We start from the raw sequence: 21,819 nt of genomic DNA on the forward strand, positions 1-21,819 counted from the left end.
TGCATAGTTCGAGAGGCAAACAAAATACAACCTCACGGCTTAATGTTGTTTGTTCTGATTTTTGCCAGTTTTATCATTTTATTAATTGGGATAAAGACATGAATTTATACCGCGATGCATGGATTCCCGTTCGTAGCACTGATGCAGACTTTCAGTTAATCAGCCTAAAGCGACTGCTTTGTCAAGATGAAGCTTGGCAAATTTCCATACCGCGCGATGACATGGAGCTGGCCTGTCTGCAATTACTTATTTCACTGGTACAGGTGGCCTTTACACCGACTGACGAAATAGCGTGGCGGCAAAAAATGCGCTCATTGCTGGATGAAGCGGCCTTTGACGCAGACGTTGCGCCTTTGCGGGACTGGTTCGATTTAGATCATCCCGTGCATCCATTCATGCAAACGCGTGGTGTGAAATCGGCCGAAGCCACACCGATTCAAAAGTTGCTGGTTGGTCTGCCAGAAGGAAATAATCACACTTTCTTTAACATGCCAGGTGAAGTTAGCCACTTGGGTGCGTCAATGGCTGCTATCGCACTCTTTAATCAGGCATCCAATACGCCCAGTTTCGGTGGTGGCTTTAAAGGCGGATTACGTGGTACACCCGTGACTACTTTGATTACCGGTGATGACTTGCGGCAGATCATATGGCGCAATGTATTACATGAGGAGATATTGCGGCGAATCATGCCTTGGTATGAGGTTACTAAAAATCAGCCACCTAGCTGGGTTGAGCGGATTAAATCAGGTGACAAAATACACGCCAATCAAATTGGGCTGTTGCGTGGCCTGTTTTGGCAGCCCAACTTGGTAGAGCTAATTCCAGCCAACACTGAGCGAAGTTGTGATGTATTGCAGGGTAAAGCACAAAGTGGATATAGCGGATTCAATAAAGAAAAATTTATATTTGAAGTCATTGGCTTGTGGCCTCACCCACATAGCCCACGTGAATTTGAAATAAAAAAAGAAGGGCGTACAGAACGCTTTTTGGGCTTCACTACGACTGCACCCGCTTGGACGCAGTGCGGCCATTTTTTATTTGACCAGTTAGGCGCTAGCCAAGCCAAAGAAGGAAGCAATGCGGCTGCTGTTGTAACGCAATGGCGAGAGTCTGGAGCAAGCAATCTACGCTTGATTATCGGCGGCTATCGCAACAAGCAAGCCTCAATTTTGCAGCGCCGCCATGAGTCACTGAGTATAGGCGAAGGTTGGCAGAGCCAAAATGGTCAACAAACCATTGAGTGGGCTATCGGGCAAGCGCTATCTGTCAAAAAACTCCTGCGTGGCAAGTTATACAGTGTCGTGAAAGGCAACCGTGACAAAGGTTTGAAAGCACTGGGTGCTGATATTCACGAACTTGGGGAGACGTTTTTTTATCAGCGAACCGAAAACTTGATTCAAACCTGGTTAAAGGAAATGACACGCACCGAAAGAAGGGAAGAAAAAGCGCTGTTCACAGCAGACCTTAGCCAGATCTGTCGGAAGATATTTGAAGAAGTTACTGATCCGTATTGCCAAAACCCCGCATTAATTCGTACCGTGGCATTAGCCAAACGGAGTCTAAATTTTGAATTGAATAAATTGAAGGAGCTAATCGCACAATGAACATCGTTCAATCTTCCTCTAAGAAAGCACTGCCGGATTTTGTGGCACTTTATAAGCATTACGAAATATTAAGCAAAAATGGTAATTTGCGCTCGCAATTAGGCAAGCGGATTGGCAAGCCAGAGGAGCTACGTGATCGACCTGCCTATTATCGTTTATTTCCAGGTGAAAGCCCTCCAAAATGGGGGGAGAGAGTTATCTTCTTAATGCCCTTTTGCACCCATCAGCCAGGTGCGGTTTCGCTAGGACAGAAACTAGCAGAGGCTAAAATTTCAGAAGCACGCCTTCTGCAAGTCATCCGCGCGGACTACGACAATGATCTGATTCAGTTACGTCGCTTGGTGCAACACGTTGCACCGCCCGTCGATTGGTCAGCACTGGGCACTACTCTTTATTTCTGGAATGAGAAAGCCAAACGCGAGCTACTTGAAGATTTCTTTATCCATCAATCTGCCAAACCCAACAAATAACGGAGCGCATTTACATGAACAAAAATTTTGTCAATTTCCACATTCTCATTTCACACAGCCCATCTTGCTTAAACCGTGATGATATGAATATGCAAAAAACAGCAACTTTCGGTGGTGCACGACGGGTACGAATCTCCAGCCAAAGCCTGAAAAGGTCGTTTCGTACTAGCGATTATTACCATCAGCACTTGGGTGAGCGTTCTATTCGGACGCGGGAATTAGGGCGTTTGTCAGTTGCGCTTACCAGTGCATTGGCAGGCAAATATCCTGATACCGTTATTCAAAAAACTTTGGGATTGATATCTGGTAAAGAAGAATTTGCCACAGATGCCAAAGCGGATGCCGTCGCACCTTGGTCGCTAGCCGAGTTTGCCAAGCTGTGTGACCTAGTGCAACAAGCTGAAATCGATGGCATAGATGCTAAAAAGTTAGAAAAGAAAATAGCCGACGAAACGACTGCTCTCAAACAGGCAATGGCAGACAACCTCGATATTGCTCTTTCGGGCCGTATGGCCACCAGTGGCTTGATGACCAGCGTAGACGGCGCATTAGCTGTCGCGCATTCCATCACCACCCATACGGCAGAATCGGATATTGACTGGTTTACTGCCGTCGATGACTTGATAAGCGATGCTGGCGAAGTGGGTGCAGGACATTTGGATACGCAAGAATTTTCCTCCGGCGTGTTTTATCGCTACGCCAGCCTTAATCTGAAACAGTTGCAGGTGAATTTGGGATTGTTGCCCAACATGAAAGCGGCAGAAACGGAAAATTCACGCAGCCGCGCGCTAGACATCGCTGCGCATGCGCTGCATTTACTGGCAACCGTAGTGCCAGATGCAAAGCAACAATCCTTTGCCGCCCATAATATGGCTGACTTTGCACTTGTGAGCCTTGCTGATCAACCGGTCTCTTTGGCCAATGCCTTTGAAAAGCCAGTGATTGGCAAGGGTGGGCTGTTGCAACCGTCCGTTAATACATTGGTAGATTACTGGCAGCGTATTCATCATGGTTATGGTTTGGATGAACAAGCGGGTGCGTTCTCCTTGTCTGTGCAGGAAAGTATAGGAGGTTTACATATTCACGCAACCTTGTCCGATTTGGAAAAATGGTTGCGCGCTGATGGTCAACGCTAAAGGATTGCCATGTATTCATTTCTCATCTTGAAACTGGATGGTGTGATGCAAGCGTGGGGTGACCACACTTACGAGGATTACCGTCCGACGGTTAATTTCCCTACACGTTCCGGTTTGCTCGGGCTGCTTGCCGCTTGCATGGGTATTGAGCGTTCGGACGTGGCGGGATTGGCCGAACTGGATAAAAGTCTATGCTTTAGTATTCGTGCAGATTCAGAGAAGACAATCAAGCTGACTGATTTTCATACCGTGATGAATGCTCGCAAAGTCGATATTCGTAAATCGGGTGAATACCCGGTTGTGTCACGCCGCGAATATCTTTGTGATGCTAAATTCACGGTGGCGATTGGACTGAGTGAACATACCAGCGTCACGTTTGACACCATTCAGCGTGCACTGAAACAACCGGTCTACACCCCAGTTCTTGGTCGTCGATCCTGCCCGATTTCCCGTCCATTGCTGGTTCACACTATGGAAGCAGTAGATGCACTGGCCGCGTTGGCGCAGTTTGAACCGAATCAGGGGACGATCTATACCGATTCACCCGCATTGCGCAATGATCGGCAGATTCGTCTGCGCGATGTACCACGACATGCGCGTGTGCGTCAGTTTGCTACCCGAATGGTGTCTGTCTATCCGAAAGGGAGCACTCATGTACCTGAGTAAAGTGCAGCTTGATTGGAGCGCATCGCGCAATCCTTATGAATGGCATCGGGCCTTATGGCAGCTATTCCCTAATCGCCCTGATGATGCGCGGGATTTTTTATTTCGCATGGAACAACTGCAAGCGGGAAAAGGCGCAGTGTTGCTGCTGCAATCGGCAATACCCCCGTTGGAATCCATTGCCAATGCATCTTTAATTGCGCCTACCAAAATGCTTAATTTAAGCAAATTATCTACAGGCCAAGCGTTGCGATTCCGGTTGACGGCCAACGTCATCAAAACCATTCGCGATCAGAAAAATCCTGAGAAAAGAGTGCGCGTGCCGTTGGTACGGGAAGATGAGCAACAAGCATGGTTGGCACGGAAATTGGAAGGCGCTGCAACGCTTGATGAAGTCACGTTGCAAAAAAATGCGCCATTGCTTTTTCGGCGCGGAGGTAGTGCAGGCAAATTGGTGACGGTGACATTTGATGGGATATTGACGGTGACTAACCCAGAGGTCTTTCGTAACTTGGTTGCCAACGGTATTGGTGCTGCAAAAAGCTTTGGCTGCGGTTTGCTTACTATGGCCAGGACATAGCACATGCTCCCACCCCTAAAACCCATCCCCATCAAAGAACGCCTATCGGTTCTTTTTGTTGAAAAATGTCAGCTCGATGTTTTGGATGGCGCGTTTGTGGCTGTGGATATGCATGGCGTGCGCATGCATATTCCGATTGGTGGTGTTGCCTGTCTGATGCTGGAACCGGGCGTGCGGGTATCGCACGCTGCTTGTTCCCTTGCGGCGCGGGTCGGAACTTTGCTGGTGTGGGTCGGCGAAGGCGGCGTTCGGGTGTATTCGTCCGGACAGCCCGGCGGCGCGCGCGCGGATCGCTTGTTGTATCAGGCTAAGCTGGCGCTGGATGACGAAGCCCGCTTGAAAGTGGTGCGTGCGATGTACAAGTACCGTTTTGGTGAAGAGCCGCCGCAGCGGCGCAGCGTGGAACAATTGCGCGGCATCGAAGGCGCAAGGGTGCGGGCGCTATATCAACTGCTCGCCCAGCAATATAAGGTCGATTGGAAGGCACGCAATTATGACCGGCAAGATTGGGATGCGACAGATATTCCCAATCGTTGTCTGTCGGCTGCGACCTCATGTTTGTATGGCGTGACGGAGGCCGCGATTCTGGCAGCTGGTTACGCGCCTGCCATCGGTTTCATCCATAGTGGTAAGCCGCTCTCATTTGTGTATGACATTGCCGATTTATATAAATTTGATACGGTGGTACCGATTGCCTTTAGCGTTGCTGCTAAGCCATGCGGGAATCTTGAGCGCGAAGTGCGGATTCGCTGCCGCGATGCGTTCAGACAAAGTAAATTGCTTGAGCGAATTATTCCAGACATTGAAACTGTCCTCTCGGAAGGCGGTTTGACGCCACCAGAGCCGTCGGAAGAATCGGTTCCCCCTGCCATCCCTAACCCTGAAAGTATTGGTGATGTTGGTCATCGTTCTTGAAAACGCGCCGCCACGTCTACGTGGACGACTCGCCATCTGGTTGCTGGAAGTTCGTGCTGGCGTATATGTCGGCAATTATTCACGACGCTTGCGGGAACATATGTGGGAGCAAGTTGAACAAGGTGTTGAAGACGGCAATGCCGTCATGGCATGGCGTACCAATAACGAAGCAGGATTTGATTTTTTGACATTGGGTGAAAATCGACGAATGCCAGCAGAAATGGATGGTGCAAAGTTGGTTTCGTTTCTACCAATTATTGACAATACAGCTAAGTAGTCTGACGTATGAGCATGGCCGTTCTTTAACAAACTAAATTGATGTAAAAATTCGGTAGGAAACTGAATCACTATATAAACATTAATAATCAATTTATTATATTTAGTGTGTTCCCCACACCCGTGGGGATGAACCGGAGCTTCTATGGTTTATGTTGTGGCGGAGGATGTGTTCCCCACACCCGTGGGGATGAACCGCACGTTTGCCGGGTATGAGGGGAGACTGCACTGTGTTCCCCACACCCGTGGGGATGAACCGGAATATTGGGCTGAGCGGGAAGAGCGGCTTGAGTGTTCCCCACACCCGTGGGGATGAACCGCCAGCCTTGCCTGAGTGATGATCGCCAGCTTCGTGTTCCCCACACCCGTGGGGATGAACCGAATCCACGCATACGCGCCTTTGATGTAGTTGCGTGTTCCCCACACCCGTGGGGATGAACCGGCGCTGCATGTTTCCGTCGTTTGTGATCAGGGGTGTTCCCCACACCCGTGGGGATGAACCGGTTCGGTAAGAACGATATTTTCCGCGTCTTAGGTGTTCCCCACACCCGTGGGGATGAACCGCCTTGGTGCAGGCCCACAAAGCTGCTGTAGATGTGTTCCCCACACCCGTGGGGATGAACCGGAGACGGCTATGAACACATTTTTACCGATCAGGTGTTCCCCACACCCGTGGGGATGAACCGCTCGATAAATTATTAATTGAATCATCTATAAAGTGTTCCCCACACCCGTGGGGATGAACCGGCATAACAACAGGCTTGATAGACCTTGATGCCGTGTTCCCCACACCCGTGGGGATGAACCGCCAGTAAATTTAATTTTTGATTTTGATATACTGTGTTCCCCACACCCGTGGGGATGAACCGATACTATAAGATACTATTCTCTATTCGTACTAGTGTTCCCCACACCCGTGGGGATGAACCGGGCTAACTAAAATGGATCCATTTACTACGCATGTGTTCCCCACACCCGTGGGGATGAACCGGAATGGGGAGCAGGGCAAACTTAGTAATCAGAAGTGTTCCCCACACCCGTGGGGATGAACCGCTAGATCGTAGGAGCACACTTTATAGCAAGATGTGTTCCCCACACCCGTGGGGATGAACCGGGTGAAGTATGGAAAAGAGCAAAAGAAGTCGGAAGCAATATATCCTAGAACAAGGAGCCACTTGTGATAACTGGTTTTGGAGTTGGTCGTTTGTCAATCACAGAGACAAGATAATTATCTTTGGCGCATGGGATACAAATTTACAAGGTAGCAAGTGTCTGATATTGGGAAAGAATTGGGAAACAAGGCCTGACGATAGAAAGTCTAATGGTTATCCTCAGTCTTTTAGACATATTGGACTTATAGAATATCAAGGCTATAAACTCAAAACGTTTCCTCTTATTTACTCTGATGCAAATAAAGATACTTTAGGTCAAGGTCCGGCAAAAATTGACGGATTCATTGAAGATCTTCAGTTGAAAGTTTTGCAGGAGTTATATGACGGATGGTACGCCTGTGATGAAGATACTGAAACATTAATAGCAGAAGAAATTAATCCTCCTGAGAAGTATATTGAAGGTGCTTCACAAATAGTTTCTGTGAATGCTTATGAACGAAATCCCAAAGCGAGAGCTGCATGCATAGCTTGTCATGGTTATAAATGTTTCGCTTGCGATTTCGATTTTGAAAAAACATATGGAGATTTGGGGAAAGAATATATCCATGTTCACCATATAGTTCCACTCCATAAAATTAGGAAAAAATACGAGATAAATCCAGAGAAAGATTTGATACCATTGTGCCCAAATTGTCACGCGATGGTAGACAGAACCAGTCCTGCTCTAAAAATTGAAGAGCTAAAAAAATATTTAAATCGATAGCACACATAACGAATAAGGTTAGATTGTGCGAGCGAAGCGAAGCCACGATCTGAACCGTTTGTTGAAAAATCCCGGTCCCAGGGTGCGGGTCGTGCCTCATAGAAAATATATCTTTTGGAATTATCCTGACCTCAGCTTATACGAGTTATCGCCTGCTCCAGCATGTTGCGTTGGGAATTAATGATGTGCTTGAAGCCCAACCTGGCCGGTCTCCATCTTCTTCTTCCAAGTTGTTGCGCCAGTAATTTTTTTATCGGAAACTTTTATCGTTAGCTTGGGCTGCTTGACTAAGCCGTATCAGACGATCGAAATCACGCTTTGTGGCAGCTGCGACTTCATATAATTTAATATATTGTTGCTGGGATAGTCATGGATAGGATGATAAATCCTGACAATTAACGGGCAGCGTTAACAGGGTAAGTCTCTCCAAGGGGGCATTCGTCATTAGAATAGAACTGAGGTGTTTTTCGAAAAGAATGTGCGTTACACTTATCCGCATGAAAACAGAAATTCCTTCCAGCAAACTCAAGATCGGCATGTTCGTCTCTGATCTCGATCGGCCGTGGCTTGACACGCCCTTTCTGCTTCAAGGTTTCCTGATCGAAAATGATGAACATATCGAGCAATTGCAAGAGTACTGTAAATTCGTTGTAATCGAATGGGACAGATCAATACAAGGGCTGCAAACAGCAAAATCCGTCCCTAAGAAAAAAGTGGAGTCAGACAAACGCGCTTCCATCGCACCATCTTTCACAAGCCTTAGCGAGGCTCCCGACAGCACCATTCAAACGTCTATCGCCAACCATTCGGCACCCGAATCAATCAAGGAAAAGCCAGCTGATTTGCAAGCCTCTGACGCCTTGAATGTTAAAGATGCGATGTTCGAATTGGCAGAATTAGGCCATTTAACGCACACCGAGGCAATCCCAAAAAACTCAAATAAAGACCTACACACGACTCCGGAAACGCAGATTAAAAAAGGATTGCTGGCCTCGTTTTCCGGCAAAATAAAAGATTTCTTTAAAATAAAATCAGATTTTAAAGATAAATCTTACGCTCAAAAAAATGCTTTCGATTCCGAGCAACCTTCTACGACACCGGAAGTGCAGATTGTGACTGCCCAGCGACCTGACTTTATTCCTGCCAACGTCGAGTTAACCATATACAACGATGTCAGACCGGTTGAGGAAGAGCTTGCTCCAGCGGGCAAGGCTTATACGCTCACAGAAAAAGTACTTCATGGCCTTGTTCAAAACCTACGCTCTGACAAAAACCTCGAGATCGAAGAAGTAGAGACTGTGATTCAGGAAGTAGTGGACAGTATGGTGCGGAATCCTAATGCGTTAATGTTGATCATGCGATTACGTCAACAAGACAATGTCAGCTATGAGTACGGGCTCCAGACAGCCGTTTATCTGATTGCGCTGGGTCGACATATAGGCTTGCCTAAAGACTTTCTCGAGCGCTTGGGCATTACCGGATTGCTACTTGATATTGGAAATATAAAATTACCGAGCGATCTGTTGCTAAAAAATGAGCGGCTAAATTCGGAAGAATTTGAGATAGTCAAAAGCCACGTAAGGCTGGGCCTTGAAATACTTAAAGAAACGCCTAATCTGCATACCGACATTCTGGAAGGTATCGCCCAACACCATGAGCGAGAAAACGGGAGCGGCTACCCGGCAGGACTATCTAAAGGTAATATCAGCCTATTCGGACGCATGGCGGCAATCGTTAATTCATTTACCGCACTGACCAATGCACGTTTTCATACCAAAGCCGTGTCAGCCTATGACGCATTGAAAAGTATAAACACGATGAGCGGCGAGTATTATCTTGATTCCATGGTCGAGCAATTCATCCAAACCATCGGCATTTTTCCAGTTGGCTCCTTGGTCGAGCTGTCTTCTGGCGAAGTCGCAGTCGTCATCAGCCAGAGCAAAGTACGCCGACTGAAACCACGGGTGCTGATTATTAGTGGTCCAGACAAAAGCCCGGCACCGAAACCAACTACGCTAGATTTACTGTATCAGTCCGAAACAACCACGGCTGTTCATATTCTGCGCGGCTTGCCAACGGGCGCTTTCAATCTCGATGCCCGAGAATATTACCTGGCATGATCGGCCACAACCCTCCTCCGTCGCATCAGTCCAATACCTCAGCGACACAACATCAGTTAACCCACAACCAACTGGTCAATTTCCTGCGTTTTGAAATCGGTAAAGCCGAAACCAGCGCGACCGCTGTGTTAATCATGAAGTTGAGGCGAGCCAAACGGCTGGATGCCATCATGGGCGACACATCCACACAATCGATCAACCATTACACCAATCAGCTTCTTGATGGTCTGTTACGTGACGCAGATCGCTATGCACACTTTTCTGATGACCAGATATGTCTTGTTTTGCCCAACCTTGCCAATAATGCTCAAAGCATACTGGCAGCGATCAAGATTCTTTCTGAATTGCATAAACCCTTCATTGCTGATGATTGCCCAGTAATGCTGCGCCCACATATCGGCATTGCCAATTTTCCAGAACTGGGCCGTGATGCAGGTCAATTATTGATGTATGCCGACATCGCATCAGACGTCGCCGCAACCAATGAACAGGGATACCACGTCTATCAGCCCGAAGATCACATTAAGACAGAAACTTATAGCGGCCTAGACATTGAACTTGGCAAAGCCATCAAAGCAAACGAGTTGCATGTTCACTACCAGCCGCAGATCAATATCCAGACCGGACGCTGTGTCTCCATGGAGGCTCTAATACGCTGGACAGCGCCAGGGCAACGTGTAATCAATCCGGCCACATTGATCGACATTGCAGAGAAAACCGGTCTGATTAACACTTTAACCCTATGGATACTTAACACGGCACTGCGCCATACAGCCGATTTCTTAAAGATGGGTATTGATGTAGGTATAAGCGTCAATCTTCCGCCCAAAATGCTTGAAGACCAGGAACTTCCACAAATAGTCCAGCAAGCACTCGATATTTGGGGTGTACCCGCAGCGTACCTTACGCTTGAGATCACGGAAAGTTTGGTAATCGATAATTATGAATCCTCCCTCACAATGTTATCCAGACTGAGAGAGCTTGGCATTCGTCTGTCACTTGACGACTTCGGCACCGGCTATTCATCGCTGGCGTACCTTAAGCGCTTTCCAGTGCAGGAACTGAAGATCGATATGCTTTTCGTTCGGAACATACATAATTCACGCGAGGACAAAAATCTCGTCCGTACCATTATTGATCTGGCCAAAAATTTCAATCTGACCACAATAGCTGAAGGGGTGGAAGATCAAGAAACATTCAATCTATTACGCGATCTCGGCTGCGACCTAGTGCAGGGCTTTCTGTACAGCCGCGCGCTGTCTGACACAGATTTTATCAATTGGTATCGTCAACACACCTTAGTCCTGCATACAATATCCTTGGACGCTTCTATAAATCCAAAATCCTAAGCCACACAAGGCGCGCCATATCAACACAGTATGGCAATGGAGTTTGAATTTATAGGGTTCCCCTGGATTCTGGGGTTCATTATCATTTCCTTATTTCAATCCAATCTCGAATCCAAATAAACAATATTGCAATATTTCAAATACAATTGCATTATTATAATATGGATAAAATTACTGCAACTTCAGTATTCGAATCACTCTCTTCTGGCGTGCGGTTGGACGTGTTTCGGTTGTTGGTCAAAAAAGGGTTGGACGGTATGGTGGCGGGCGAAATCGCGACCACACTTGAACTACCGCCCACCAACCTTTCCTTCCATCTGAAAGCATTGACGCAAGCACGCCTGCTAACAGTCCAACAGGAGGGCCGATACCAACGTTATCGCGCCAATATCCCCTTGATGCTGGATCTTATTGCTTACCTGACCGAAGAATGTTGTTCCGGCAATCCTCAACAGTGTATTGATTTGCAGACGGCATCAGTCGGTTCCGCAATCGTACTCCTACCAATTACTCCAACTAAATCAAAACTCTGAACATGAACGTGCTCTTTCTCTGTACTGGTAATTCCTGCCGTTCCATCCTCGGTGAAGCGACCTTCAACCATCTTGCTCCAGCTGATTGGCGTGCCATGAGCGCGGGTAGCAAGCCCACCGGCAAGGTGCACCCGCGTTCGCTGACATTACTGGCGAGTGAGGGCATCTCCACCGACGGCTATTACAGCAAATCCTGGGAGAATCTACCCACCGCGCCCGATATAGTTATCACCGTTTGTGCCAGTGCAGCCGGAGAAACTTGCCCGGCCTACCTCGGCCCAGTGCTGCGCACCCACTGGGGCGTAGAAGACCCGGCGCATGCCACGGGCACGGATGAAGCAATTGATGCGGCGTTCATGAAGGCTTACCGCATCCTGCGTGCCCGCATCGAAGCATTTTTTGCACTGAATCTGAATGTGCTGAAGCATGACAAGACCGTTCTCAAGATCGAAATGGACAAGATTGCCAACATCGTTATTTAGAAAGGTTACTCCCTTACTCAAAGATGAGCCTAGTCGGTGTAACGTGTTTACTGAAACTGGCTTCTGAATAAATACCTTTTCCAAAGGAACCTGTTCATGAGTGAAAGCATTAAAACGTGCTGCTGTTACGTGCTGACAATTTGACAGAAAAGCTCGCCTAAATCGTACACATCAAGGGATTAACATCATGAGCATTTTTGAACGCTACCTGACAGTTTGGGTTTTTCTATGCATCATCGTCGGGGTAGTGTTAGGGCAATTGATCCCCGCACCGTTTCACTGGCTAGGTAAATTGGAGATTGCCAAGGTCAACATCCCCGTTGGACTGCTGATCTGGATAATGATCATCCCCATGCTGTTGCGCATAGACTTCATGGCCTTGCACGAAGTGCGCAAACACTGGCGTGGCATCGGTGTCACGCTGTTTGTCAACTGGGCGGTCAAACCATTTTCCATGGCGTTGCTTGGCTGGTTGTTCATCCGGCAACTATTCGCACCGTATCTGCCAGCCGAGCAACTCGACAGCTACATTGCCGGCCTCATACTGCTTGCCGCCGCACCCTGCACCGCGATGGTGTTCGTGTGGAGTCGACTGGTAAACGGTGAGCCGCTATTCACTTTGAGCCAAGTCGCGCTCAACGACGCCATCATGGTGTTCGCCTTTGCGCCGCTGGTGGCGCTGTTGCTGGGCATCTCATCCATCATCGTACCTTGGGATACGCTACTGGTGTCAGTGGTGTTATACATCGTGCTGCCCGTTTTAGTGGCACAGAGTTGGCGCAAGTACCTGCTGGCACGCGGCGGGATGGCAGCGCTGCAGCATGCCCTGTCCAAACTAAACCCATTCTCCATCTCCGCACTGTTGCTCACGCTGATATTGTTGTTCGCCTTTCAAGGCAAAGCCATCGTCGAGCAACCGCTCATTATCGCCATGCTCGCCGTGCCCATCATCATTCAGGTTTATTTCAATTCCGGCTTGGCTTATTGGCTGAATCGTCGCTTCGGTGAAGCGCACTGCGTAGCGGGTCCGTCGGCACTGATCGGTGCGAGTAACTTCTTTGAATTGGCAGTCGCTGCCGCCATCAGCCTGTTCGGCTTTGAATCCGGTGCGGCACTTGCCACCGTGGTCGGCGTGTTGGTAGAGGTGCCAGTGATGCTGTCCGTGGTATATCTGGTCAAGCGTAGCCATGGCTGGTACGAAGCGGGAAACAAACACGATGTAAAACCTGACCCGAAAAAATGATGCAAAGCGTGCTCCCCATCCACCCCATCGCAGGAGTTTATCGATGCAAAGCGGCTTGGACATCCAGCGCTTTTTTAATGCTTTTTGCCAGATCGACTGCCTTGCCCTTACCCCAATAATGCAGGAACATGTAGTGCGGCTGCTCCTGCGTCATATGCTGGTGAATCGCCACAATATTGATATCTTCGGCCCGCATAGTCTTTAGGATTGGTTGTAGTTCGTCTTCGAGCATTGCAAAATCGCCATCGACGACCGCTTCATCATCAGAGCCGGCAAATGCAGCCCAAGTGTTAACACCCATTTGATTGGCCACAACGATGTCATGCATTTTGGCTTCACGACCCATTACGACTTTGAACATCCCGTTGCTTGTCTGTCCTTTCATGCCAAATACCGCTTCCAAAAGCGCGGGGGTGATCCAGTTGTCACTGGCGATCACCCCCGGAAATGTTGTGACAGGTATAGGACGAGCAGCACGAATTTCGGCAATCTTGTCATAGACTTTCTTTATACCAGTTGCCAACTGATCGACGCTGCTCATGCCGCTGATGTGCATGAAGTAGACCTTGGGTTGATCGAAGAAGAAATGATTGTGGAGCGCGGTAACTTCAAGACCGGCATTCAAGGCGGTGCTCATGGCCGGATTGACTTCATCCTCGAACACAACCGTATCGCCCATCATCATCACTTGTCCATTATGGGCCGGGGTAAAAGCAGCCCATGACGTGAGACCCATAAAGGTCGGCATGGCCCATTTATCAACCTGGATTTTTACGTCGCTGCGTGGCTTAGATACCTTGAAAACATTTTCTTCCTTGGAAAAACTTCCTTTGAGGCCGGTCAACTGCTCAATCTTTGCGGTATCCAAAACGCTCGCTGAATCTGCTGCATAGGCCGTAGCCAAATTGAGGGCGAGTGCTATCGCAACGATGGCGCGTCTACAAAAAATGAAACGTAACATGGGAATCTCCTTGTATTTTGTATATAGGGAAGCGAGGGAAATTAACGCATTACAGGGGGCCAGTTATGCGTTTCCTTCTGACAGTGCCTGCACCAAGCATAGAACGCGTCGTACATCACCATGCCATGTTTGAGCATCTCGTGGTCGTCACTGAAGTTTTGCGACAGACCAAGCGACAGGGCATAAAGTCCTGACGACTGTGGCGTGAGATCGAGCCGCGAGGTGTCCGCGCCGCGCACAATGACGGCCAATTGCTGCAAAGCATTATTTTCGAGCTTATACTTCTTCAAAAAGGCGTCAAAGCTGCAAAACTCACCGTCATGTGTTAACTCGACGCCCGGTATGTCGTAGGGGATCGCGCCGGTTTCTTTGGCAACGTGCAATACATCACCGGCGGGTACATACAAAAACTCCGGCTCTTTATCAATAAATTTCGCAATCAACCACGGGCAAGCAATACGGTCAATCTTCGGGCGTTCACGGGTAATCCATTTCATAATTCACCTCACAGAATTAGAGTTTGCAGGATCAGACCGACCGCTGCGCAAGCGACGATCACCTCGATGACATTCCGCTTGAAGCGGAACAAAGCGACGGCTGCTGCCAGCGCGATGACGGCCGAAATCCAGTCGAAGGTTCCAGTAAATCCCTGCGGCCATAGTACGTGGTAGAGGAAAAACAGCGCCAGATTGAGAATTACGCCCACCACGGCAGCAGTGATAGCCGTTAATGGCGCCGTGAACTTGAGGTCGCCATGCGTGGATTCGACCAACGGGCCACCCGCCAGGATGAACAGAAATGAGGGTAGGAAGGTAAACCACGTTACCAGCGTGGCCGCCACCACACCGGCGAGGAACAGGGAGTCCGGGCCGAACAATACTTTCACATAACCGCCGACAAAGCCAACGAAGGCCACCACCATGATGAGCGGCCCCGGTGTCGTTTCACCGAGCGCCAAGCCGTCGATCATCTGCGTAGGCGTGAGCCAGCCATAATGCCCGACCGCTCCCTGATATACATAAGGCAGCACCGCATAGGCTCCGCCAAAGGTCAGCAATGCAGCCTTGGTAAAGAACCAGCCCATTTGCGTGAGCGTGTGATGCCAGCCGTAGACGGCATTCAGCAGCCCCATCGGCACAGCCCACAACAAGCCGCCCACGACGGCCATCTTGACTAGCTTGCCCCACCTGAAACGTGCATGCTCAGGCGTTGGCGTGTCATCATCGATTAGCGCTGACCCAAAGGATTTGTCGCCCTTGCCATGGCTGCCACCTGCCTTGAACTTGTCCGGTGCAATGCGGCCTCCGAGGTAGCCGATGATGGCGGCCCCTGCCACGATGGCAGGGAACGGCACATTGAGGGCAAAAATCGTAATGAAGGACGCAGCGGCAATTCCCCAAAGCACATTGTTCTTGAGCGTTCGCGAGCCGATGCGATGCGCCGCTTGTGCCACGATGGCCGTTACGGCGGGCTTGACACCATAAAATAGCCCCGCGACCAGAGCTAAGTTCCCAAAGGCAATATAGATCCACGACAGCGCGATCAAAATGAAGAGTGAAGGCAACACGAACAGCACTCCGGCGACGATACCACCCCAAGTGCGGTGCATCAGCCAACCGATGTAGGTAGCGAGTTGCTGCGCTTCCGGGCCCGGCAAGAGCATGCAGTAGTTCAGCGCGTGCAAGAAACGCCGCTCGGAAATCCAACGTCGGTTCACAACCAGTTCCTGATGCATGAGGGCTATTTGTCCAGCCGGGCCACCGAAGCTGATGAAACCGAGCTTGAACCAAAAAGCAAAAGCTTGCCGGAAACTCACTGGCTGAGGCTGGGCGTCGGTGCACTCGATGGCACGCGTATCAGGTTGGTTCATGGGTTGACACTCCTTTGCCGAAGGCGGTGAGCAGACCGTCGAAAATACCGCTCACGCTCACTAACAGTTGATCATCATCGAGAATGCTCTCACGCAGACCGGCAAGCACACTCTCCACACCGACAGCCTCGGGTGGCTGAACGCCCCCGACATCAAGATAATGCACCAACGCGCCCAGCCGCTTGAGAGCTGAACAATCCAGATCAAAACTCACCATCAGCACTTCGAAGGTGACGCGATTATTAACGTGGCTGAATGTTGCACCATCGAAGTCGAAGCCCAGAGCATTACCTGGGCAGTCGGCCGGGGACGCCAGCCAAAGCAGTTGAGCTTGTGGATCAATAAAACGTCGGATCAGCCAAGCGCTGGCTAACCGATCAACCCAGGGGCGACGACGTGTTGCCCAGATGCGTCCTTGATAGTCGGCCATTTGTAAGCGCGTAATTGCGCCTTGAACCGGATGCGGTTCGTCTGGTGCCAGCGCTCTGGCTATATCCAGTTCAAGATCCTGCAACGCGGCATCTGCCTGTTTTTGAGCCTCTCCTGGAAAGAAATCAATCTCAGCGAGGCTAGTAAAGGTTTTGCGTAGCTTGCGAGCTTGTTTGAGTAACTCCTGTGCGTCGTCAGCAAAGAGTGCGTCATGCGCCTTTGCAACATCAGTCAGCAACACCGCGAAGTCCTCGCTACGATCAAATAGCTGAACGAAGTTTGCACCATTCGGTTCCTCGATACGCAATACCAGTGCTGTTCCTTCACCAGCTCGCACGTCAGCAGCAATGGCTTCCAGTGTGTTGTTACATGAAGTGCGATCCGGCATCAAATAGACACCATCACGCAACACTATAGCGCCGGAAGCTTTAAGCGCGCGCCACGCCCTCATCCGAATCGTAGCGTTCTCGGTAGGAAGGCTGGTAATCAATAAGAGCCAGTTACTCATATAGCGAATGCTACATATTGGTAGATATCATTGCAAATTATTTTTTAGGTATGATTCTTAACTCGCCGATTTAACTCACGAGACGATACCTCCACCCTGTTCAGTAACAATTTCACACTTATCCAGCAAGTTCGAGTTGGGGCTGTCGCCTGAAAATCTACAAAATTGCGACGTGACGGTAAAATCTTAGCAGCAGAATTTTCTGTAGCATTCTGATTAATATATTATCTACAAGCCCGGGTAGCACCGCGCGCTAGGGTTATAGCCATTGCAACTGAAGGATTAACAAGGTATCTCTCTCACGCTATGTTGTAAGAGTCGTGGTGAGATTGACCGTTTGTATTTTCACGGGTAGCATAGCCGCCTTCGTTGTTTTGAAAGGCTCAGTTAAAATGCAACGCAAATTCATTGTCGGCAATTGGAAGATGAATGGCGCGCTGACCAAAAATGAAGCTTTGTTGAAAGAGGTGGCAAATGGCGTAGCGCAAATGTCGGGGGTAGATTGCGCAGTGTGTGTGCCTTTTCCCTATCTTGCACAAACGCAATCGTTGCTGCATAACACTCCCATAAAATGGGGGGCGCAGAATGCACATCAAGCCAATAAGGGAGCCTACACTGGCGAGGTGGGGGTTTCTATGTTACGTGATTTTGGCTGCGATTATGTGATCGTTGGACATTCCGAACGGCGCAACCTGTACGGTGAAAGCAGTCAGCTGGTAGCGGAAAAGTTCGCCGCGGTTCAGAAGGCAGAGTTGTTGCCCATCCTTTGTGTTGGCGAAACTTTGGAGCAGCGTGAAGCCGGTACGACAGAGGCAGTGGTAGCAGAACAGCTGGCCGAAGTTATCAAGCTGCGAGGGATACAGTCGTTCCGTACAGCGGTCATTGCCTATGAGCCGGTCTGGGCTATCGGTACTGGCAAGACTGCTACACCAGAACAGGCACAAGAGGTACATGCTTTTATACGTAAACGTATCGCCGGTTTTGATGAGGAGTTTGGTCAAGCTTTGTGTATACTTTATGGGGGTAGTGTTAATGCCTCCAACGCAGCCGAACTGTTCGTCATGCCGGACATTAATGGTGGGCTGATCGGTGGTGCATCGTTGATTGCTGAAGATTTCTTGGCTATTTGCAACGCTGGGCAAAAATAAATTCGATCTTTTGGAGTAGCACGTGGAAATTTTCGTTTGGGTTATACATGTAATAACTGCGATAGTACTGGTTGGTCTGGTGCTGATGCAGCATGGCAAAGGGGCTGATATGGGAGCTGCCTTTGGTACAGGTTCAGCTGGAAGTGTGTTTGGCTCAAGTGGCTCAGCCAATTTTCTGAGCCGTAGTACAGCGGTGGCTACGGGAATATTTTTTATTACCAGTATGTCACTAACTTATATTTATGCTAACCCATCGCAATCTCATGGTGTAATGGACAAGCACGAAGTATCAAAGTCGGTGCAGACACCACCGGCACCCGCTTCAACACCTGGCGATGCAACGGGTTCAAAGTCGCAAGAAATACCAAAATAATAAAACTATGCCGATGTGGTGAAATTGGTAGACACGCTAGCTTGAGGGGCTAGTGGCGAAAGCTGTAGCAGTTCGAGTCTGCTCATCGGCACCAAATATTTAAGCCAAAGTTTTCTGGGCTCTGGTTAATTAAACTAGAAATGCATTCCGTGCGTCAGATTTACAAGGCGCCAAATGGATGAGGGGGAGGCTCAGATGTTGGAAAATTATTTTCCGATCTTGTTGTTCATATTCGTTGCACTGGCGATGGGCGTGGCGCCGCTGCTGTTAGGCTGGCTGGCTGCGCCTAATCGCCCGGACAATGCAAAGCTCTCGCCTTATGAGTGCGGTTTTGGGGCTTTTGAAGACGCGCGGATGAAATTCGACGTGCGTTATTACCTCGTTGCCATCTTATTTATCTTGTTCGATCTAGAAATCGCATTCTTATTTCCTTGGGCAGTGGTACTGAAGGAAATCGGCTTGTTTGGGTATATTTCTATGTTAATTTTCTTGGCTATCCTCGTGGTCGGATTTATTTACGAGTGGAAAAGAGGGGCTTTGGAATGGGAATAGAAGGCGCTCTGGAAAAAGGCATCGTTACCACATCATTGGACGTATTGATTAATTATGCTCGCACGGGTTCGCTATGGCCAATGACTTTTGGCTTGGCATGCTGCGCAGTAGAAATGATGCAGGCAGGCGCTTCACGTTATGATCTCGATCGCTTTGGCATAACGTTTCGTCCCAGCCCGCGCCAGTCAGACGTGATGGTGGTAGCTGGCACACTGTGCAACAAGATGGCGCCGGCGCTACGCAAAGTATATGACCAAATGGCTGAACCACGTTGGGTAATCTCGATGGGATCTTGCGCTAATGGCGGCGGCTACTACCATTATTCCTATTCAGTCGTTCGAGGTTGTGACCGCATCGTGCCAGTGGATGTGTATGTGCCAGGTTGCCCGCCAACTGCTGAGGCACTGTTGTATGGCATTATTCAATTGCAAAACAAAATTAAACGAACTAATACAATTGCGCGCTAAATTTATGTGCAATATTCATGATAAAAAATTTAATGCTATTGGTCTCCGTTCAAATGAGAGCGATGTCTGTCATCTGAAGTGCGCGGACATATCATGCTTTGATCTACGTGACTTGCTCATGAACTCAAAAAATGCCATCGTAAAATTGATTCACATGACACCGGTGTAAAACATGGCTGCTAATTTAACCCTCCTGACTACTAACTTGACCACGATCTTCGCTAATCAAATAGTGAGCTTGGAAAATATGCTGGGCGAGTTGACTTTAGTCGTGAGTGACATTGACATGCTGGAAGTGCTGACACGCTTGCGCGACGATCCCGATCTGCGTTTCGAACAGATGATAGATCTGTGCGGGGTGGATTACTGTACTTATGGGAGTGACATTTGTGAAGGCGGTGCCTATCTAAAATCTGATATTGCTCCTGATGCCTATCCTTCTCGATTTGCAGTGGTCTACCATCTGTTGTCGTTAACCCATAACATCCGCTTACGCATGCGCGTATTTGCTGAAGACGATGATCTACCAATCCTGAGTTCCGTAGTGAACATTTGGCCGTGTGCCAACTGGTATGAGCGCGAGGCATTTGATTTGTACGGCATTGTGTTTACTGATCATCCTGATTTACGTCGCCTGCTCACTGATTACGGTTTTGTTGGCAACCCTTTCCGCAAGGATTTCCCATTATCAGGCCATGTCGAGATGCGCTACGACCCTGAGCAGCAGCGCGTAATATATCAACCGGTGTCGATTGAACCCCGTGAACTCGTTCCTCGCATCATTCGTGAAGAACATTACGGGGGTTTAAAATGAAAGCCAGAACCTTGAACGACGTAGGCACGGGCACGCAAATAACGACTCCCCTCGAAATTTTGTACCCCTCTTCTTTTTTAGGCAACAGGGGCGAAGGCTTTTATCATGGCTGAAATAAAAAATTACACCATGAACTTTGGGCCGCAGCACCCATCCGCACACGGCGTGTTGCGCCTGGTTCTGGAACTGGACGGTGAAGTAATTGAACGGGCGGATCCGCATATTGGCTTGCTTCACCGCGGTACTGAAAAACTGGCTGAGCATAAAACGTATCTGCAATCGCTCCCTTATATGGATCGCCTCGACTACGTGTCGATGATGTGCAACGAGCATGCCTACGTCATGGCCATCGAAAAACTGCTTGCTCTCGAAGTGCCACTGAGGGCACAGTATATTCGGGTCATGTTCGACGAAATTACCCGAGTAATGAATCATCTGTTGTGGCTTGGAGCACATGCACTGGATATTGGTGCAATGACCGTGTTTTTATATGCTTTCCGTGAGCGCGAAGACCTGATGGACGTATACGAGGCGGTATCTGGCGCACGGTTGCATGCAGCCTATTACCGTCCAGGCGGGGTTTATCGAGATTTACCTGATTCAATGCCCATGTATCAGGCATCCAAGATTCACAATGCCAAAGCTGTAAAAAAGATGAACGAGAACCGTGAAGGTTCCTTGCTTGATTTTATGGAAGACTTTACCAATCGTTTTCCCACCTGTGTTGATGAATACGAGACTTTGCTGACTGACAACCGAATCTGGAAACAACGTACCGTCGGCATCGGTGTGGTCACTCCGGAACGCGCGCTAGCGCTCGGCTTCAGCGGCCCCATGCTACGCGGTTCCGGTATTGTTTGGGACTTGCGCAAAAAACAACCTTACGAAGTATATAACCGCCTCGATTTCGATATTCCTGTGGGAGTCGAAGGTGATTGCTATGACCGTTATCTGGTGCGTGTAGAAGAGATGCGCCAGTCAAACCGTATTATCAAGCAATGCATTAACTGGTTACGTCAGAATCCCGGTCCGGTGATAGTAAATAATTTCAAAGTCGCGCCTCCCAAACGCGAATCGATGAAGCAGAATATGGAAGAGTTGATCCACCATTTCAAGCTGTTTACTGAGGGTATGCATGTTCCGTCCGGCGAGGCTTATGCGGCAGTAGAACATCCTAAAGGTGAGTTTGGTATATACATAATTTCCGATGGGGCGAACAAGCCTTATCGCCTGAAAATTCGTGCTCCCGGTTTTGCCCATATTGCTGCGCTGGATGAAATGGTGCGTGGTCATATGATTGCCGATGTAGTAGCGATTATTGGTACGCAAGATATAGTTTTTGGAGAAGTTGATCGCTGATGAATACCTTTAATAATTCTGAATTCGTCATTTCCGTGAACGTTCAATCAAAAAGCCAAATCTTCGCTTTTATTGTGACAACGGTATTTTTA

At 48.9% G+C, this 21,819-nt stretch carries 23 protein-coding genes, 1 tRNA gene and 1 CRISPR repeat array; of the genes, 20 read left to right on the forward strand and 4 right to left on the reverse strand.

Annotated elements, in window-relative coordinates:
• Window positions 1-98 precede the first annotated feature (98 nt).
• From casA to arsB, 13 genes are all read left to right on the forward strand, one after another.
• Window positions 99-1,604 carry a type I-E CRISPR-associated protein Cse1/CasA gene (gene casA / locus W01_RS04735; protein ID WP_173052526.1) on the forward strand — a complete coding sequence of 502 codons (1,506 nt, stop codon included), beginning with the start codon at window positions 99-101 and terminating at the stop codon, window positions 1,602-1,604.
• Window positions 1,601-2,074 (forward strand): type I-E CRISPR-associated protein Cse2/CasB, encoded by a 474-nt coding sequence (gene casB, locus W01_RS04740; protein ID WP_173052528.1) that lies wholly within the window; start codon window positions 1,601-1,603, stop codon window positions 2,072-2,074. The genes casA and casB overlap by 4 nt, the downstream gene beginning before the upstream one ends.
• Window positions 2,075-2,088: 14 nt before the next feature.
• Complete coding sequence (cas7e, locus tag W01_RS04745; RefSeq protein WP_173052530.1) at window positions 2,089-3,210, forward strand: type I-E CRISPR-associated protein Cas7/Cse4/CasC; 1,122 nt, start codon at window positions 2,089-2,091, stop codon at window positions 3,208-3,210.
• Between the two features lie 9 nt (window positions 3,211-3,219).
• Entirely contained in the window at window positions 3,220-3,876 is a 657-nt protein-coding gene (gene cas5e, locus W01_RS04750; protein WP_173052532.1) for a type I-E CRISPR-associated protein Cas5/CasD, read from the forward strand.
• Window positions 3,863-4,453 (forward strand): type I-E CRISPR-associated protein Cas6/Cse3/CasE, encoded by a 591-nt coding sequence (gene cas6e / locus W01_RS04755; protein WP_173052534.1) that lies wholly within the window; start codon window positions 3,863-3,865, stop codon window positions 4,451-4,453. The genes cas5e and cas6e overlap by 14 nt, the downstream gene beginning before the upstream one ends.
• 3 nt (window positions 4,454-4,456) lie before the next feature.
• Window positions 4,457-5,368, forward strand: a complete 912-nt coding sequence (gene cas1e / locus W01_RS04760) for a type I-E CRISPR-associated endonuclease Cas1e (RefSeq protein ID WP_173052536.1) — start codon at window positions 4,457-4,459, stop codon at window positions 5,366-5,368.
• Window positions 5,349-5,645: a type I-E CRISPR-associated endoribonuclease Cas2e gene (gene cas2e / locus W01_RS04765; protein ID WP_173052538.1), complete on the forward strand. Its 297-nt coding sequence runs from the start codon at window positions 5,349-5,351 to the stop codon at window positions 5,643-5,645. The genes cas1e and cas2e overlap by 20 nt, the downstream gene beginning before the upstream one ends.
• A 107-nt stretch (window positions 5,646-5,752) precedes the next feature.
• Window positions 5,753-6,758: a CRISPR direct-repeat array (repeat unit 29 nt; unit sequence GTGTTCCCCACACCCGTGGGGATGAACCG).
• Between the two features lie 8 nt (window positions 6,759-6,766).
• Window positions 6,767-7,519 carry an HNH endonuclease gene (locus W01_RS04770; RefSeq protein WP_173052540.1) on the forward strand — a complete coding sequence of 251 codons (753 nt, stop codon included), beginning with the start codon at window positions 6,767-6,769 and terminating at the stop codon, window positions 7,517-7,519.
• A 476-nt stretch (window positions 7,520-7,995) separates the two neighbouring features.
• On the forward strand, window positions 7,996-9,639 hold the full coding sequence (locus W01_RS04775) for an HD-GYP domain-containing protein (protein ID WP_173052542.1): 1,644 nt from the start codon (window positions 7,996-7,998) through the stop codon (window positions 9,637-9,639).
• Window positions 9,636-10,988 (forward strand): putative bifunctional diguanylate cyclase/phosphodiesterase, encoded by a 1,353-nt coding sequence (locus tag W01_RS04780; RefSeq protein WP_173052544.1) that lies wholly within the window; start codon window positions 9,636-9,638, stop codon window positions 10,986-10,988. The genes W01_RS04775 and W01_RS04780 overlap by 4 nt, the downstream gene beginning before the upstream one ends.
• A gap of 161 nt (window positions 10,989-11,149) precedes the next feature.
• On the forward strand, window positions 11,150-11,521 hold the full coding sequence (locus tag W01_RS04785; protein WP_173052546.1) for an ArsR/SmtB family transcription factor: 372 nt from the start codon (window positions 11,150-11,152) through the stop codon (window positions 11,519-11,521).
• A 2-nt stretch (window positions 11,522-11,523) separates the two neighbouring features.
• Window positions 11,524-12,003, forward strand: a complete 480-nt coding sequence (locus W01_RS04790) for an arsenate reductase ArsC (RefSeq protein WP_173052548.1) — start codon at window positions 11,524-11,526, stop codon at window positions 12,001-12,003.
• A 187-nt stretch (window positions 12,004-12,190) separates the two neighbouring features.
• A complete protein-coding gene (gene arsB / locus W01_RS04795; protein WP_173052550.1) occupies window positions 12,191-13,246 on the forward strand; it encodes an ACR3 family arsenite efflux transporter in 1,056 nt (351 codons plus the stop codon).
• 37 nt (window positions 13,247-13,283) lie between these two features.
• Here the strand turns inward: arsB and W01_RS04800 are convergent, their stop codons facing one another.
• From W01_RS04800 to W01_RS04815, 4 genes are read right to left on the reverse strand one after another with little or no spacing between them, the layout of a single operon-like run.
• The gene (locus W01_RS04800) at window positions 13,284-14,207 is read right to left on the reverse strand and encodes a DUF1259 domain-containing protein (RefSeq protein ID WP_173052552.1); all 924 of its coding nucleotides are present in this window, start codon (window positions 14,205-14,207) and stop codon (window positions 13,284-13,286) included.
• Between the two features lie 41 nt (window positions 14,208-14,248).
• Window positions 14,249-14,704, reverse strand: coding sequence for a chromate resistance protein ChrB domain-containing protein (locus W01_RS04805; protein ID WP_173052553.1), 456 nt, complete (start codon window positions 14,702-14,704; stop codon window positions 14,249-14,251).
• Window positions 14,705-14,712: 8 nt separating this feature from the next.
• The gene (chrA, locus tag W01_RS04810; protein WP_173052555.1) at window positions 14,713-16,077 is read right to left on the reverse strand and encodes a chromate efflux transporter; all 1,365 of its coding nucleotides are present in this window, start codon (window positions 16,075-16,077) and stop codon (window positions 14,713-14,715) included.
• A complete protein-coding gene (locus tag W01_RS04815; RefSeq protein ID WP_173052557.1) occupies window positions 16,064-17,014 on the reverse strand; it encodes a chromate resistance protein ChrB domain-containing protein in 951 nt (316 codons plus the stop codon). The genes chrA and W01_RS04815 overlap by 14 nt, the downstream gene beginning before the upstream one ends.
• Before the next feature lie 392 nt (window positions 17,015-17,406).
• Here W01_RS04815 and tpiA point away from each other — a divergent pair, with 392 nt between their 5' ends.
• The 7 genes from tpiA (at window position 17,407) to W01_RS04850 (ending at window position 21,727) form a co-directional block, all read left to right on the forward strand.
• Window positions 17,407-18,162, forward strand: a complete 756-nt coding sequence (gene tpiA, locus W01_RS04820; RefSeq protein WP_173052559.1) for a triose-phosphate isomerase — start codon at window positions 17,407-17,409, stop codon at window positions 18,160-18,162.
• 22 nt (window positions 18,163-18,184) lie between these two features.
• Complete coding sequence (gene secG / locus W01_RS04825; RefSeq protein ID WP_173052561.1) at window positions 18,185-18,535, forward strand: preprotein translocase subunit SecG; 351 nt, start codon at window positions 18,185-18,187, stop codon at window positions 18,533-18,535.
• Between the two features lie 9 nt (window positions 18,536-18,544).
• Window positions 18,545-18,629: transfer RNA gene (locus W01_RS04830), tRNA-Leu, on the forward strand.
• Window positions 18,630-18,730: 101 nt separating this feature from the next.
• Window positions 18,731-19,087, forward strand: a complete 357-nt coding sequence (locus tag W01_RS04835) for an NADH-quinone oxidoreductase subunit A (RefSeq protein ID WP_173052563.1) — start codon at window positions 18,731-18,733, stop codon at window positions 19,085-19,087.
• Entirely contained in the window at window positions 19,078-19,554 is a 477-nt protein-coding gene (locus W01_RS04840) for a NuoB/complex I 20 kDa subunit family protein (protein WP_173052566.1), read from the forward strand. The genes W01_RS04835 and W01_RS04840 overlap by 10 nt, the downstream gene beginning before the upstream one ends.
• A gap of 172 nt (window positions 19,555-19,726) precedes the next feature.
• Entirely contained in the window at window positions 19,727-20,368 is a 642-nt protein-coding gene (locus W01_RS04845; protein ID WP_173052568.1) for an NADH-quinone oxidoreductase subunit C, read from the forward strand.
• 105 nt (window positions 20,369-20,473) lie between these two features.
• The gene (locus tag W01_RS04850; RefSeq protein WP_173052570.1) at window positions 20,474-21,727 is read left to right on the forward strand and encodes an NADH-quinone oxidoreductase subunit D; all 1,254 of its coding nucleotides are present in this window, start codon (window positions 20,474-20,476) and stop codon (window positions 21,725-21,727) included.
• The last annotated feature ends 92 nt before the right edge of the window (window positions 21,728-21,819 follow it).

The sequence above is a fragment of the Candidatus Nitrotoga sp. AM1P genome, assembly GCF_013168275.1.
GTDB lineage: Bacteria > Pseudomonadota > Gammaproteobacteria > Burkholderiales > Gallionellaceae > Nitrotoga.

Excerpts from the sequence above, each read along its gene's own strand:
- W01_RS04770 (WP_173052540.1), top strand. The coding sequence starts at position 6,767 with ATGGAAAAGAGCAAAAGAAGTCGGAAGCAATATATCCTAGAACAAGGA.
- cas1e (WP_173052536.1), top strand. The coding sequence starts at position 4,457 with ATGCTCCCACCCCTAAAACCCATCCCCATCAAAGAACGCCTATCGGTT.
- cas5e (WP_173052532.1), top strand. The coding sequence starts at position 3,220 with ATGTATTCATTTCTCATCTTGAAACTGGATGGTGTGATGCAAGCGTGG.
- casA (WP_173052526.1), top strand. The coding sequence starts at position 99 with ATGAATTTATACCGCGATGCATGGATTCCCGTTCGTAGCACTGATGCA.
- arsB (WP_173052550.1), top strand. The coding sequence starts at position 12,191 with ATGAGCATTTTTGAACGCTACCTGACAGTTTGGGTTTTTCTATGCATC.
- cas6e (WP_173052534.1), top strand. The coding sequence starts at position 3,863 with ATGTACCTGAGTAAAGTGCAGCTTGATTGGAGCGCATCGCGCAATCCT.
- chrA (WP_173052555.1), bottom strand. The coding sequence starts at position 16,077 with ATGAACCAACCTGATACGCGTGCCATCGAGTGCACCGACGCCCAGCCT.
- W01_RS04775 (WP_173052542.1), top strand. The coding sequence starts at position 7,996 with ATGTGCGTTACACTTATCCGCATGAAAACAGAAATTCCTTCCAGCAAA.
- W01_RS04805 (WP_173052553.1), bottom strand. The coding sequence starts at position 14,704 with ATGAAATGGATTACCCGTGAACGCCCGAAGATTGACCGTATTGCTTGC.
- W01_RS04850 (WP_173052570.1), top strand. The coding sequence starts at position 20,474 with ATGGCTGAAATAAAAAATTACACCATGAACTTTGGGCCGCAGCACCCA.
- tpiA (WP_173052559.1), top strand. The coding sequence starts at position 17,407 with ATGCAACGCAAATTCATTGTCGGCAATTGGAAGATGAATGGCGCGCTG.
- cas7e (WP_173052530.1), top strand. The coding sequence starts at position 2,089 with ATGAACAAAAATTTTGTCAATTTCCACATTCTCATTTCACACAGCCCA.
- W01_RS04815 (WP_173052557.1), bottom strand. The coding sequence starts at position 17,014 with ATGAGTAACTGGCTCTTATTGATTACCAGCCTTCCTACCGAGAACGCT.
- W01_RS04840 (WP_173052566.1), top strand. The coding sequence starts at position 19,078 with ATGGGAATAGAAGGCGCTCTGGAAAAAGGCATCGTTACCACATCATTG.
- cas2e (WP_173052538.1), top strand. The coding sequence starts at position 5,349 with ATGTTGGTCATCGTTCTTGAAAACGCGCCGCCACGTCTACGTGGACGA.
- W01_RS04845 (WP_173052568.1), top strand. The coding sequence starts at position 19,727 with ATGGCTGCTAATTTAACCCTCCTGACTACTAACTTGACCACGATCTTC.
- casB (WP_173052528.1), top strand. The coding sequence starts at position 1,601 with ATGAACATCGTTCAATCTTCCTCTAAGAAAGCACTGCCGGATTTTGTG.
- W01_RS04785 (WP_173052546.1), top strand. The coding sequence starts at position 11,150 with ATGGATAAAATTACTGCAACTTCAGTATTCGAATCACTCTCTTCTGGC.
- W01_RS04790 (WP_173052548.1), top strand. The coding sequence starts at position 11,524 with ATGAACGTGCTCTTTCTCTGTACTGGTAATTCCTGCCGTTCCATCCTC.
- W01_RS04835 (WP_173052563.1), top strand. The coding sequence starts at position 18,731 with ATGTTGGAAAATTATTTTCCGATCTTGTTGTTCATATTCGTTGCACTG.
- W01_RS04800 (WP_173052552.1), bottom strand. The coding sequence starts at position 14,207 with ATGTTACGTTTCATTTTTTGTAGACGCGCCATCGTTGCGATAGCACTC.
- W01_RS04780 (WP_173052544.1), top strand. The coding sequence starts at position 9,636 with ATGATCGGCCACAACCCTCCTCCGTCGCATCAGTCCAATACCTCAGCG.